Annotated in this window: 13 protein-coding genes; 11 read left to right on the plus strand and 2 right to left on the minus strand. The window is 71.2% G+C overall.

The window, feature by feature from the left end:
* Window positions 1–24: 24 nt before the first annotated feature.
* The 6 genes from ACWF94_RS15835 (at window position 25) to ACWF94_RS15860 (ending at window position 4883) form a co-directional block, all read left to right on the plus strand.
* Complete coding sequence (locus tag ACWF94_RS15835) at window positions 25–699, plus strand: amino acid ABC transporter permease (RefSeq protein ID WP_453487946.1); 675 nt, start codon at window positions 25–27, stop codon at window positions 697–699.
* Window positions 696–1577: an amino acid ABC transporter permease gene (locus ACWF94_RS15840; protein ID WP_453487936.1), complete on the plus strand. Its 882-nt coding sequence runs from the start codon at window positions 696–698 to the stop codon at window positions 1575–1577. The genes ACWF94_RS15835 and ACWF94_RS15840 overlap by 4 nt, the downstream gene beginning before the upstream one ends.
* Window positions 1578–1859: 282 nt before the next feature.
* A complete protein-coding gene (locus ACWF94_RS15845) occupies window positions 1860–3455 on the plus strand; it encodes an FAD-dependent monooxygenase (protein ID WP_453487937.1) in 1596 nt (531 codons plus the stop codon).
* 169 nt (window positions 3456–3624) lie between these two features.
* Window positions 3625–3696 (plus strand): putative leader peptide, encoded by a 72-nt coding sequence (locus ACWF94_RS15850; protein WP_453487947.1) that lies wholly within the window; start codon window positions 3625–3627, stop codon window positions 3694–3696.
* 285 nt (window positions 3697–3981) lie between these two features.
* The gene (locus ACWF94_RS15855; RefSeq protein ID WP_453487938.1) at window positions 3982–4500 is read left to right on the plus strand and encodes a cysteine dioxygenase; all 519 of its coding nucleotides are present in this window, start codon (window positions 3982–3984) and stop codon (window positions 4498–4500) included.
* Window positions 4491–4883 (plus strand): rhodanese-like domain-containing protein, encoded by a 393-nt coding sequence (locus ACWF94_RS15860; protein WP_453487948.1) that lies wholly within the window; start codon window positions 4491–4493, stop codon window positions 4881–4883. The genes ACWF94_RS15855 and ACWF94_RS15860 overlap by 10 nt, the downstream gene beginning before the upstream one ends.
* Window positions 4884–5176: 293 nt before the next feature.
* Here ACWF94_RS15860 and recX read toward each other — a convergent pair whose 3' ends face one another.
* Both recX and recA read right to left on the minus strand, forming a co-directional pair.
* Complete coding sequence (gene recX / locus ACWF94_RS15865; protein ID WP_453487939.1) at window positions 5177–5755, minus strand: recombination regulator RecX; 579 nt, start codon at window positions 5753–5755, stop codon at window positions 5177–5179.
* Window positions 5756–5761: 6 nt separating this feature from the next.
* Complete coding sequence (gene recA, locus ACWF94_RS15870) at window positions 5762–6907, minus strand: recombinase RecA (RefSeq protein ID WP_453487940.1); 1146 nt, start codon at window positions 6905–6907, stop codon at window positions 5762–5764.
* 241 nt (window positions 6908–7148) lie between these two features.
* On the opposite strand from recA, the gene ACWF94_RS15875 reads away from it, so the two are divergent.
* The 5 genes from ACWF94_RS15875 (at window position 7149) to ACWF94_RS15895 (ending at window position 13759) form a co-directional block, all read left to right on the plus strand.
* A complete protein-coding gene (locus tag ACWF94_RS15875) occupies window positions 7149–8339 on the plus strand; it encodes a sensor histidine kinase (protein WP_453487941.1) in 1191 nt (396 codons plus the stop codon).
* A 52-nt stretch (window positions 8340–8391) separates the two neighbouring features.
* Window positions 8392–9057, plus strand: coding sequence for a response regulator (locus tag ACWF94_RS15880; RefSeq protein WP_453487942.1), 666 nt, complete (start codon window positions 8392–8394; stop codon window positions 9055–9057).
* Window positions 9058–9286: 229 nt separating this feature from the next.
* The gene (locus tag ACWF94_RS15885; RefSeq protein ID WP_453487943.1) at window positions 9287–10603 is read left to right on the plus strand and encodes a cytochrome ubiquinol oxidase subunit I; all 1317 of its coding nucleotides are present in this window, start codon (window positions 9287–9289) and stop codon (window positions 10601–10603) included.
* Between the two features lie 12 nt (window positions 10604–10615).
* Window positions 10616–11527, plus strand: coding sequence for a cytochrome d ubiquinol oxidase subunit II (locus ACWF94_RS15890; protein WP_453487944.1), 912 nt, complete (start codon window positions 10616–10618; stop codon window positions 11525–11527).
* Between the two features lie 99 nt (window positions 11528–11626).
* On the plus strand, window positions 11627–13759 hold the full coding sequence (locus ACWF94_RS15895) for an MMPL family transporter (RefSeq protein ID WP_453487945.1): 2133 nt from the start codon (window positions 11627–11629) through the stop codon (window positions 13757–13759).
* Window positions 13760–13835 lie beyond the last annotated feature (76 nt).

A 13835-nucleotide genomic window follows, 5' to 3' on the forward strand; every position in this document is an offset into this window, starting at 1 on the left:
AACCAGGGGAGATCGCGGGTCAACGTGTTCGACTTTCTAGATTCCGGGCAGTACGACCTGCTCGGCGCCTTCTGGGTGACGGTTCAGCTCGCCCTCTACTCGGCAATAGGTTCCCTGATCTGGGGAACCCTGCTGGCCGGCATGCGAGTCGGCCCCGTCCCGATGATGCGGGCCTTCGGGACCGCCTACGTCAATGTGGTCCGTAACACCCCGCTGACGGTCGTCATCGTCGCCTGTTCGCTGGGCCTCAACCAGACGCTGGGGTTCTCGCTCGGCGCCGACACCTTCAAGGACATCGGCTTCCGGCTGGCGGTGCTGGGCCTGGTCGCCTACACCGGCACCTTCGTCTGTGAGGCGCTGCGGTCGGGCATCAACACCGTCCCGGTCGGTCAGGCGGAGGCGGCGCGCGCGCTGGGACTCAGCTTCGTCCAGGTGCTGACGCTGATCATCCTGCCCCAGGCGTTCCGCGCGGTCGTCGCGCCGCTGGCGAATGTGCTGATCGCCCTCACCAAGAACACCACGGTGGCCGCGGCGATCGGCGTGGCGGAGGCCGCGCTGCTGATGAAGGAGATGATCGAGAACGAGGCGGACGCGCTCTTCGCCGTCTTCTCGGTCTTCGCGTTCGGCTTTGTCGTACTCACCCTGCCGACGGGCCTGCTGCTCGGCTGGGTGGCCAAGCGTGTGGCGGTGAAGCGATGACGTCCGTTCTCTACGACGCCCCCGGCCCCAGGGCCAAACGGCGCAACCTCCTCTACACGGTGCTGTTCCTCGTGGTCCTCGCGCTGGTGCTGTGGTGGGTGATCTCCACCATGGCCGACAAGGACCAGCTGACGTCGGCGAAGTGGAGCCCCTTCGTCAACGACTCCCAGGTGTGGACGACCTTCCTGCTGCCCGGACTGTGGGAGACCGTCAAGGCGGCGGCGCTCGCCGTGGCGATCGCACTGCCGCTCGGCGCGGCCCTCGGTATCGGCCGGCTCTCCGACCACGCCTGGATCCGGGTGCCCGTAGGGGCGGTGGTCGAGTTCTTCCGCGCCATTCCGGTACTGCTGCTGATGATGTTCGCCAGCGCCGCGTTCGTGGAGTTCAGCGACATCGCGTCGGAAGTCCGGCCGATGTACGCCGTGGTGACGGGTCTGGTGCTCTACAACGCCTCCGTCATCGCCGAGATCGTCCGGGCGGGAATCCTCTCGCTCCCCAGCGGGCAGACGGACGCCTCGAAGGCGATCGGTATGCGCAAGGGGCAGTCGATGACCTACGTGCTGCTGCCGCAGGCGGTCACGGCGATGCTGCCCGCCCTGGTCAGCCAGCTGGTGGTCATCGTCAAGGACACCGCGCTCGGCGGCGCGATACTCGGGCTCGCCGAACTGCTGTCGCAGGCCCGCCTGATCACCGCGAACTACGGCGCCAACACCATCGCCGCCCTGACCGTGGTCGCGTTGCTCTTCATCCTGCTCAACAGCGCCCTGACCACTTTGGCCGGCTGGCTCGAAGGCAGGGTCCGCCGGGGGAAGAAGAGCACGGGAGCCGTTGTCGACATCAAGACCATCGACGCCGGGCTGGGCGGCGGGACCGCCTGACGGCACATCACCCGACGCGGGCCGGCACCTCTAGCGACTCCCGCCGGACATCACACCGGGAGTCCTGCCGGAATCTCATCGGGAAAGAGGCGGTGGCGCCGGGCCACCGCCTCTTTGTCCGCTTCAACCGCCACTTCCCGCATCCGGCGGATCAGCCGTCGCCATGTCGCCCGCCCGTCACTTGACGCAGGCACCCCCAGTCTGTTGCATACGTTCTGTGATCGCGCACCGGGCTCCTACAGCATCGTTCGGCATGACCCTGCGAGCCCGAGGAGTCGCGCCGTGGACCCGGTGATCGTCGTGGGCGCCGGCCCGGTCGGACTGGCGCTGGCTCTCGCACTCGCCCAGCAAGGGGTTCCGTCCGTCGTGCTCGACGAGGGCACCGGCGACGAAGAGCCCCGCCCCGCCCGTACGGCGGTCCTGCGCGCCGACACGGCGGCCATGGTGGAACGGCTGGGCTGCACCACTGTCCGTGACGAGGGCACTCACTGGACCGGCTGGCGCTCGATGCGGCGCAAGCAGGACGTACGGCAGCAGGTGCTCGGCGACGACGCCGTTCCCGCGCCGCTGCACATCCCGCAGCATGCGCTGGGACGCGGTCTGCGGGAGGCCGTCAGCGCCCGGAAGGACATCCAGCTCGTCACCGGGAGTCATGTGGACTCACTGGAGCAGGACGGCAACGGTGTCACCGTGCACACCCGGGGGCCGGGGGCCACCTGGTGGCGCGGCAGCCATCTGGTGGGCTGCGACGGCGCGCGCTCGACCGTCCGCAAACTCCTCGGCATCCGCTTTCCGGGGCGTACGGCGGTGGAGCGGCACGCCGTCGCCACCCTGCGCACCGAACTCCCCTGGCCCGACGAGGCACTGCTGCACCGTCAGCCGCCGTGGCGCACGGGCGGCGAGGAGGTCACGGCGCGGCCCCTGCCGGACGATGTCTGGCGGCTGGACTGGCTGCTGCCGCCGCGCGGCGAACTGGTCACCCCCGACGCCCTGGTGGCCCGCGTCCGGGACACACTGGCCGGCTGGTGCGGCACGACACCGCCGTACGAACTCCTCGACACCGGCGTCTACACCGTCCATCAGCGGCTGGCGCGGCGCTGGCGCGTGGACCGGGCGTTCCTCGCGGGGGACGCGGCGCATCTGCTCGGCGCGCTCGGTACACAGGGGCTGGACGAAGGGCTCAGGGACGCGGACAACCTGGCGTGGAAGCTGGCGCACACCTGGCACCACGGCGCGTCCGACGCCCTGCTGGACAGCTATCAGTCGGAGCGCCGGGCATCCGTGGCCGCCCGGCTGCGCGCGGCCGATCAGGCACTGCCGATACTGCGCGGCGGCAGCGCGCTGCGCAGCTGTCTGCCGGGTGCCACCCGGGGGCACGACATCCTGCTGGCCGACGGCCATCTGGGTCATGGTCCGCTGGGCGCGCCCCCCGCCTACGCGCACTCCCCTCTCTCACCCGGATACGCCCCCTCGGGGATCCTCGTGGGTACGGCGGCGGGCGCACCGGTGTCGGACGTACGGGTGACGGCACCGGACGGGACGAGTGCGCGGCTGCGGGACCGGCTGGGCCGGGGGCAATTGCTCGTGGTGCTGGTGGCACCGGGAACGGGGGTGTGGGACCGCCGGCACTGGCAGAGCGCGGGAGTGATGCCGAGACTGGCCGCCGCGGTGAGCGCGCTGCCGGTCCGGGCGGAGCTGCTGGTGACGGAGAGCTATCCGGCGGCATCGGCGCACACCGTCCTGCTGGTCCGGCCGGACGGGCATCTGGTCGCCGCCTTCGCCGGGGTGCGGCCCGCGGAGCTGTACGCGGCGGCCGACGCGGCGCGCGGTGGCGCTCCGTCAGCGGTGCGCGGCGAGCGGACCGCTGACGTCACCTGAGGACAGTTGAGCGCAGTTGAGGGCAGGTGAGGGCAGTTGTCGGGCAGTTGAGCGCAGGTGTCGGGCAGCTGAGGACACCTGGGGACATCTGAGATCCTCCGGCATCGCCTGGTCTCGATTGACCCGTGCGATCACGCGTGGTGTACTCCGGAACGTGACCGACACCCTTGTGCGCCTGTGGCGGAGGGTCCATATGGACCTGCTCCGCTACGCGGGCTGCGTGTGTCGACCGTCGTACTGACTTCGCCTTTCTCCCGCGCGCCGGGGCCCCTCGGCCCCGCGCGCGCTCCAGCGAACTTCCAGGACGGTTTCCGTGTCCCACTCTCAGCCTCACCCTGCCCCTGGCGCTCCCATCGCCTCTGACTCCCCTATCGCTCCTTTCCCTTCCGTTGTCGCTTCCGTACCCCGTCCTGCCGGTCCTTCCGCCGACCCTGCTGCCGGTCCTACGGTCCCGCCGACCGCCGCCCGTACCGCCAACGCCGTCACCACCGCCGCCGACTCCGATGCCGCTTTCACCTCGGGCCCGGTGCGGTCCGGTCGGGGCGAGGCGGTGGCGCCGACCGCCGCCGAATTGCTCGACTTCGTCCGGCGGGCCGCGGCCGACCGGGAACTGATCGCCTCGCTCCCGCTGGACCCCGAGGGCCGCACCTGGGTGCGTCTCGACGGTCCGGGCGGCAGTGACGCCTGGCTGATCGGCTGGCCGCCCGGTACGGGCACCGGCTGGCACGATCACGCCGAGTCGCTCGGCGCGTTCGCCACGGCGGCGGGCGAGCTGACCGAGCACTCGCTCGCCGAGCGCCTCCCCACGAGCGGCTGGAAGGCCCTGGAACTGCACGAAGGCGTCGACCGCGAACGGCGGCTCGCGGCGGGCGACAGCCGGGCGTTCGGCCGGCACCATGTGCACGAGGTGCTGAACGAGTCGGTCGCCGAGCACGCCGTATCGGTCCACGCGTACTTTCCGCCCCTTCCGCTGATCCGCCGCTTCAGCCGGTCCGGCGCGGTGCTCCGCCTTGAGCAGGTCGAGCGTCCGGAGGACTGGCAGTGAACGACCCGATCGGTATAGACGAACTGCTGGAGAGGGTCCGCGAGGTACTGGACCGGGTCGACCCCGAGCAAGCGCTCGCGGAGGCCGGGCGCGGCGCCCTGCTGGTGGACATCCGCTATGCGGCCCTGCGTGAACGGGACGGGCTGATCCCCGGCGCGCTGGTCGTGGAGCGCAATGAGCTGGAGTGGCGCCTCGACCCACAGGGCAGCCACCGGGCCCCGGAGGCGGTCAGTCATGAACTGCGTGTGGTGGTCATCTGCAATGAGGGCTACGCCTCCTCCCTTGCCGCGCTCTCCCTCCGTCAGCTCGGTCTGCACCGCGCGACGGACCTGATCGGCGGATTCCAGGCGTGGCGGGCGGCGGGACTCCCGGTCGAGAGGTGACGGCCCTGTCGGCCCCGGGGCGGCACCTGGCGCGGGGACGGTGCCGGCCGTACGCCCCCGGTCCGGCTGCGGCCGGGTGGTGGCAGCAGCCCCGGTGACCGGGACGGACCCACGGCAGGACGGCTGGGTGCCCAGGAAACGAGTGGCAGCCCCGGTGACCGGGACGTACAGCCCGGGACCGAGACGTGCAGCCCGGGACCGGCGGCGGTCCGGAGGGGCGACCCCGGCCCGGTGCCCACCCGGCGCCGTGCCGGGCCGACCGCGATCCGCTCCCCGGACCCGACGCCCCCGCGTCAGAGATCGTCCCGCAGGTCACCCAGGTCTTCGCCCTCCTCCTCCAGCGCCCGCCTCACCACCCGGAGCGCCACCCCCTCCCCGTAACCCTTGCGGGCCAGCATGCCCGCAAGGCGGCGGATCCTGCGGTCGCGGTCCAGGCCACGGGTGGAGCCGAGTCTGCGGGCGACCAGCTCGCGCGCGGTCTCCTCCTCCTGGCCGGGATCGAGCCGGCCCACCGCCTCGTCGACCAGGGACGGGTCCACGCCCTTGCGGTGCAGCTCCCGCGCCAGCGCCCGCCGGGCGAGACCACGGCCGTGATGGCGGGACTCCACCCAGGCATCGGCGAAGGCGGCGTCATTGATCAGCCCCACGTCCTCGAACCGGGAGAGGACCTCCTCGGCCACCTCCGGGGGGATCTCCCGCTTCTCCAGCGCGTCCGCGAGCTGCTTGCGGGTGCGCGGGGTCCCGGTGAGCAGGCGCAGGCAGATCGCCCGCGCCCGCTCCGCCGGGTCCTGGGGCGACGGCTCCTTCTCGGCCCTCGACGAGTCGGCGCCGCCGCCCTGCTTTTCGGTTCGCCTCTTTGGTGAAAAAGGCACAGCGCGCTACCCCTTGGCCACCGCTGTCTTGGCCACCTTGGCCTTGGTGGCGGGAGCGGGCACCGACTTGGCCGCCTCGACCGGCTTGGCCGCCTCATCCGCCGGAGCCCCGGCCACCGCCGCGTCCGCCCCCGGCTCGGCGCCCGGCGGCTCCAGCCTGACGCCGACCCCCAGCTTGTCCTTGATCTTCTTCTCGATCTCATCGGCGAGATCGGGGTTGTCCTTCAGGAAATTCCGGGCGTTCTCCTTGCCCTGGCCGAGCTGGTCACCCTCGTACGTGTACCAGGCACCCGCCTTGCGGACGAAGCCGTGCTCCACACCCATGTCGATCAGACCGCCTTCGCGGCTGATCCCGTGCCCGTACAGAATGTCGAACTCGGCCTGCTTGAAGGGCGGCGCGACCTTGTTCTTGACGACCTTCACACGGGTGCGGTTGCCCACCGCGTCCGTGCCGTCCTTGAGGGTCTCGATCCGGCGGATGTCCAGCCGCACCGAGGCGTAGAACTTCAGCGCGCGGCCACCGGTCGTGGTCTCCGGCGAGCCGAACATCACGCCGATCTTCTCGCGGAGCTGGTTGATGAAGATCGCGGTCGTCTTCGACTGGTTGAGCGCGCTGGTGATCTTCCGGAGCGCCTGGCTCATCAGCCGCGCCTGGAGACCCACATGCGAGTCACCCATCTCGCCCTCGATCTCCGCCCGGGGCACCAGCGCGGCGACGGAGTCGATGACGATCAGATCGAGCGCGCCGGAGCGGACGAGCATGTCGACGATCTCCAGCGCCTGCTCGCCGTTGTCCGGCTGGGAGAGGATGAGGTTGTCGATGTCGACGCCGAGCTTCTTCGCGTACTCGGGGTCGAGGGCGTGCTCCGCGTCCACGAAGGCCACCGCCCCGCCGGCCTTCTGCGCATTGGCCACGGCGTGCAGGGTGAGGGTGGTCTTTCCGGAGGACTCCGGGCCGTACACCTCCACGACACGGCCGCGCGGCAGTCCGCCGACGCCGAGCGCGACATCGAGCGCGGTCGACCCGGTCGGGATGATCTCGATGGGTTCGTTCGGCCGCTCGCCCATGCGCATCACAGCGCCCTTGCCGAACTGCCGTTCAATCTGTGCGAGCGCGGCTTCCAGCGCCTTCTCGCGGTCGGTTCCTGCCATGGGTTCCACCCGATTTGCTTGTGTCGATCGCTTCACGTCAATGACGCTATCCCCTGCCACTGACAATCGGCCCGACGTGCTGCCGGCCTGTGGACAACTCCGGGGAACCGAAGGTGGCCGAACCCTCATAAGAAAGGATGTTCGATTTTGGTGTCAAGCGCATCACCCGGCGTGCCGCGGATGCGTCCGGCACCCCCGCGGCCCGCTCCCGGACGCCCGGCGCCCCCCTATCCTTCGTGACATGGACCTCCCCACCCGCAGCTCGGGCAGCCCGCTGTCCGCGCGGGCGGCCGACACGGCGCTGACCGTCCTCGTGACCTCGGTCGTGGTCCTCTGGACACTGCTGACGACGCGTCATGAGAGCGAGCGGCCGGCCGTCGCGGCCGTCGCCTGGCTGCTCATCGCGGTCGGCTGCGGAGCGCTCTGGTTCCGGCGCGACCGCCCCTCGGCGGTCGCCGTGATCACCCTGCTGGCCTGCGCGGTCTACTACCCGATGGCCACCTACGACGGCCCGCTGATGATCGCTTTCGCGCTGGCGCTCTACACCGTCGCCGCCTCGGGCCGCTTCACCGTCGCTGTCTCCCTCGCCGCGATCACCCTCCTCGCCGTCGGCTTCGGCGAGGCCAGGCAGTCGCCCGGCCAACGCCAGATCGACGACACCTCGCTCGCGATGCTGGCCGGGTGGCTGATCAGCCTGGTCGCCATCGGCCGGGCCCAGCGCACCCGTACCGCCTATCTGCACGAGGCGGAGCAGCGCGCCCTGGCCGCCGAGCGGGAACAGGAGGCACGGGCCCGGCAGAGCGCCACGGAGGAGCGCCTGCGGATCGCCCGCGAACTCCACGACATCCTCGGCCACAGCATCTCGCTGATCAACGTCCAGTCCAGCGCCGTCCTGCACAAGCTGGGCAAGCGGCCGCAGCCCCCGGACGCCCTCAGGGCGGCCGAGGAGGCACTCTCGGCGGTCAAGGCCACCAGCAAGGACGCGCTGCGCGAGCTGCGGTCCACCCTCGGGGTGCTGCGGCAGGCCGACGAGAGCGCGCCGACCGCGCCCGTGCCCGGTCTGGAACGGCTCGGCGAGCTGATCGAGCGGGCCCGTACGGCGGGGATCGAGGTCCGTACGCACACGGAGGGCTCCCCCCGGCCGCTGCCGCCGCCGGTCGACCTCGCCGCGTACCGGATCGTGCAGGAGTCGCTGACCAATGTGACCCGGCACGCGCGCGCGAGGACCGCGCGCGTCACCATCGCCTACTCGGAGGACGACGTACGGTTGCGGATCGAGGACGACGGGGTGGGTTCGGCGGACGAGGGCTCGCACGGCAACGGCATCGTCGGGATGGCCGAGCGCGCCAGGGCGTTCGGCGGCGAACTGACCGCACACAACACCACAGAGGGTTTCCGGGTCAGCGCCCGCCTGCCGGTGGGGCCTGTCTGATGGATCAGGCGAGCCCGGCAGGATCCATCAGACAGCCCTTAAGGGGAACCGAATGATTCGCGTGGTGCTCGCCGACGACCAGACGCTGGTCCGGGCAGGCTTCCGCTCCATCCTCTCCGACGAGGGCGACATCGAGGTCGTCGGAGAGGCGTCCGACGGCGAGCAGGCCGTCGCCCTCGCCCGCGAGCTGCACCCGGACGTCGTCCTCATGGACATCCGGATGCCCGGCGTCGACGGTCTGGAGGCGACCCGCCGGATCCTCGCCGACCCCCGGCTGGAGGGCGTACGGGTCGTCATCCTCACCACCTTCGACGTCGACGACTATGTGTACAGTGCGCTGCGCGCGGGAGCCACGGGCTTTCTCGTCAAGGACACCGAGCCGATGGAGCTGCTGCACGGCGTACGGGTCGCGGCCCGCGGCGACGCCCTGATCGCACCCGCCGTCACCCGCAGACTGATCGCGGAGTTCGCGGGCCGCAGCAGACAGCCGGACCCGAGCCCCCGGCTCAACGCCCTCACCGAGCGCGAGCGCGAGGTCATGGGGCTGGTGGGGGCCGGGCTGTCCAACGACGAGATCGCCCGGCGGCTGGTGCTCGCCCCCGCCACCGCCAAGACCCATGTCAGCCGCATCATGACCAAACTGGATGTCAGGGACCGGGCGCAGCTGGTGATCCTGGCGTACGAGTCGGGAATGATCACCCCGGGCTGGCTGGGGTAGCTCTCCCCCCGCCGACCGGACGCACGTCCGGGGGTCCGGTCGGCCGGGGTCCGGGGTCCGGGGTCCGGGGCAGCCTCGCGGGGCGGGGAGCCGACCGCCCCTAAGGGTCGCGGGGCGGGCGGGACAACTCCCGTAGTACGCCGACGGGTGCGGGCGCGACTGCTGGGGTACGGGCGGTGTCTTCCCCGGGCCGACGCGGCGGTGGGTGCCGTACCGCGAATCTCGGATCGTGCCTGCCTCCCTTGCCGCCGTACCGATCGCGGCTCCCCTCGCCGACCCCGAGACGCTGGACCTCGCGCGGTTGCAGTTCGCCCTGACCGCGGGCGGTCACTTTCTCTTTGTCGCGCTCACCCTGGGGCTCGCGACCGTCGTCGCCTGTGTCCAGACCGTGGCGACGATCGGCGGCCGTCCGCTGTACGCGCGCATGGTCCGCTTCTGGGGACAGCTGTATGTCATCAACTACGCGGTCGGCATCGTCACCGGCCTGGTGATGGAGTTCCAGTTCGGTCTGAGCTGGAGCGGGCTCACCCACTACGCGGGCAATGTCTTCGGTGCCCCGCTCGCCGTCGAGACGATCGTGGCCTTCTTCGTCGAGTCGACATTTCTGGGGCTGTGGATCTTCGGCTGGCACCGCTTCAACCGATGGGTGCATCTGGCGACGATCTGGGTGGTCACCCTGACCGCCTATCTGTCGGCGTACTGGATCCTGGTCGCCAACGGGTTCCTCAACAACCCGGTGGGCCATCGTGTCGAGGGCGGCAGGCTGGTCCTCGACGACGCGGGGGCGCTGCTCACCAACCCGAGCGCCCTGCTGGCGTTCGGGCATGTCCTCGGCGGCGCGCTGCTCACGGCCGGGTTCTTCATGGCGGGGGTGAGCGCCTACCACCTGTTCCGGCGCTCGCCGGAGTGGGAGTTCTTCGGCCTCAGCCTGCGGATCGGGGTGTTTCTGTCGTTCCCCGCGGTGCTGGTGACCGCCGTCTTCGGCGGCGTTCAGCTCGCGAGGCTGAACCCCATGAAGTCGGCCGTCTTCCAAGGGAAGTCCGAGGACGTGGCCCGGCTCCAGGCGGAGATGGCGGCGCGCTTCGGTCCCGGTGACCATGTGCCGTCGGAGGCGTGGACGCGCGGTGCCGGGCTGATCATGCTGCTCCTCTTCGCGCTGATGATGTACTTCAGCCTCGCCGGACTGATCCTCGGCTGTATCAGGACGGCCGTCTTCCGATTCCGGTTCTGGCATGTCACCCTCATGGCCGCCGTACCGCTGCCCTACCTCGCGATGATCAGCGGCTGGGTCTTCCGGGAGGCGGGCAGGCAGCCCTGGGTCGTCCATGAGCTGCTGCGGACGGAAGACGCCGTGTCGGCCCACTCCCCCGGCGCGATGCGCGCCTCTCTGATCACTTTCACGGCTCTGTTCGCGCTGCTGGCGATCGTCAACGGGTGGCTCATCGTGCGCCACGCGCGCGTGGGGCCCACCGAATCCGGTCTCGGCCACGACGAACGCGCCGACGACAGCGACCCGGCCGATTCCCTCCCCGCCACCAGGTACTGAAGGAGCGCTGCCGTGGAGACTCTCGCCATCGCCCTGCTGGGCTTCTTCGCCGCCGGGTACTTCGTCGTCGCGGGCACCGACATCGGGACCGGGATGCTCGTTCCGTATCTCGGCCGCGACGACGCCGAGCGACGGCTCGTCCTCACCTCCTTCGCGCCCTTCTTCCTGGGCAACGAGGTGTGGCTGGTGGCAACCGCCGGCGTGTTCATCGGCTGCTTCCCCGAACTGGAGGGGGAGTTGTTCAGCGGCCAGTTCGGGGTCCTCATCGCCCTGCTGGCCGGCTGGATCGTCCGCGACATGGGTCTGTGGCTGCGTGGCCGGGCGCCCTGGCGGCGGTGGCGCGCGGGGTGCGACGGGGCGGTGGTGTGCGGCAGTTGGACCGTCGCGCTGTCCTGGGGCTGGCTGCTGGCCGCGCTCTTCAGCGGAACGCCGGGCTCCGTCGCCTCCGGCCCGGTCGCCGTCCTCACCTCGCTGGCCGTCGCCGTGCTGTTCTGCGCCCATGGGCTCGGATTCGCCGCCCTGCGGCTGACGGGAGCGCCCTTCGAGCGGGCCCGGCGGCTCGTGGGCCTCCCGGTGCCCCGGCAGTCCCGTCACACCGGGGCCCGGCAGTCCGGCCGTACCCGGGAAACCACCTCGGCCGGTCCTGCCCGGTCCGCCCCCGCCCCCGCCCGCGGAACCCGGACCGGGCCCGCGTCGCCGGGCGGCTCCGGTTCCCGGCAGTCCTTCGCGCTGACCTGCGTCCTGATGGCCGCGCTTCCCCTGCTGGCGGGCCGCGCGCTGCCGCTCGGCCCGGCGGCGGCGGACCGGGAGACGCTCGGCCTCCTCGTACCCGTACTGCTGACGGTCACGCCCCTGCTGTGCGCCGTCCAGGCATGGACGTGGCACGCGTTCCGGCACCGGGTGACCGGCCCTTCGTACCTCTGATGAACCCCGCGATGCCCCCGACGAACCCCGCGACGAACCCCTGATGAACCCCGTCACCCCTGAGGGGTGACGTTCCGCGAACCCGACAGGAGAGACACCGTGACCACCCCGACGCGCCCCAGCGTCTTCGAACGACTGGCCGCCTTCTCGTACACCCACCGGCTCCGCGCCCTGATCCTGTGGGTGGTGGTCGTCCTCGGGATCACCGCCGCGTCCCTGGTGGCGGGCAACGACTACCACAACGACTTCTCCCTGCCCGGTACGGATTCCCACCAGGCGCAGGCCGTCCTGGAGAAGCACGGTTCCGACCAGGCCGACGCCCAGGTGGAGATCGTGATCAAGTCGGCGGACGGACTGCGCGACGGCCGGGTCGAACCCCGCGTACGGGAGATGCTCGAAAAGGTGTCCGGGCTGCCGGGCGTCACCGGCGTACTCAGTCCGTACGAGGCGGGCACGGGCGGCACGGCGCTCTCCCGGGACGGCACCGTCGGATACGCGACGGTCACCCTCGACGGAGCGTCGCAGAACGTCCCCAAGGACGACGTACTGAAGATCATCGAGACCGCCGACTCGATCGACGGCGGCGGGATCGAGGCCGCCGTGGGCGGTGACGCGGCCCGGAACGCCGAGGAGGCGGGCGGCGGGGGTGCCGAGGGCGCAGGCATGCTGGCCGCGCTGGTGATCCTGGTGTTCCTCTTCGGGTCGCTGGTGGCCGCGAGCCTGCCGCTGGTCACCGCGCTGTTCGCGGTGGGCGGCTCCGTCGGACTGATCGCGCTCGCCTCGCATGCCGCCGATGTCGCCGACTTCACCCCGCCGATCATGATGCTGGTCGGTCTCGGCGTCGGCATCGACTACGCCCTGCTGATCTTCTCCCGCTACCGCACCGAACTGCTGCGCGGCTCCGATCCGGAACAGGCCACCCGTACCGCCCTGGACGCGGCGGGCCGTACGGTCTTCTTCGCGGGCTGCACCGTGATCATCGCCCTGATGGGCCTGGTCGTCCTCGGGCTCGGCTCGCTCCAGGGCGTGGCGCTCGCGGTCGCGCTGACGGTGCTGGTCACGATGGCCTCCTCGCTCACCCTCCTCCCCGCGCTCCTCGGTGTGTTCGGCGCGCGCATCCAGCGGCAGGTCGCCAAGCGTGCGGCGAAGTCGCACCGGGCCGAGGGGGCCGGCTGGCGGCGCTGGGCGACGCGAGTGCAGCGGCGCCCGTGGGCGGCGCTGGTCGTGTCCCTGGTGGCGCTGGGCGCCCTGGCGGCGCCCGCGCTCGATATGCGGCTCGGTTTCGCGGACGCGGGCAGCGATCCGGAGACCAAGTCCAGCCGTCAGGCGTACGACCTGCTGGCCGAGGGCTTCGGCCCGGGGTTCAACGGCCCCCTGTTCGTGGTCGCGGACGGCGGCGGCGCCGACGCGGCGGCCCGGGTGAAGCAGGCGCTGGAGCGGACCCCGGGGGTCGCCGCGGCCACCGGCCCGCTGCCGAGCGAGGACGCGTCCGTGGCGACGGTCATCGTCTTCCCCGAGACCGCCCCTCAGGCGAGTGAGACCTCACAGCTCGTCGACCGGCTGCGGGACGACGTACTCCCGCCGCTGGAGCGGTCCACCGACGCGAATCTGCTGGTGGGCGGGGCGACCGCGGCCACCGAGGACTTCGCGGCCACCGTCTCCGACCGGATGCCTCTCTTTGTCGCCATCGTCGTCGGTTTGTCGACACTGCTGCTGCTCGCGGTGTTCCGGTCGATCCTGATCCCGCTGAAGGCCGCGCTGCTCAATCTGGTCTCCATCGGAGCCGCCCTCGGCGCGATCACCCTGGTCTTCCAGAAGGGCTGGTTCGGCGTCGAGCCCGGTCCGATCGAGGCGTTCATCCCGGTCATGATCTTCGCGATCGTCTTCGGGCTCTCGATGGACTACGAGGTCTTCCTGCTCTCCCGCATCCACGAGGAGTGGGAGCGTACGAAGGACCCGCACGGCGCGGTACGGGAGGGGCTGGCCGCCACGGGCAAGGTCATCACGGCAGCCGCGGCGATCATGATCGTGGTGTTCTCCGCGTTCCTGCTGACGCCCGACCGGATGCTCCAGCAGTTCGGCCTGGGGCTCGCCGTGGCGATCCTGCTGGACGCGCTGGTCATCCGCTGTCTGGTCGTGCCCGCCGCGATGCAGCTGATGGGGCGCGGTGCCTGGTGGATGCCGTCCTGGCTGCGCCGGGTGCTGCCGAAGGTGGAGCTGGAGCGGCACTGAGCCGGGTCGCCGTCCCGGGCCGAGGGCGTCCCCCTGGGGACCTCCCGGCCCCGGGCCGGGGCGGGCGTCCCTACGG

The organism is Streptomyces sp. NPDC055078, assembly GCF_053607985.1.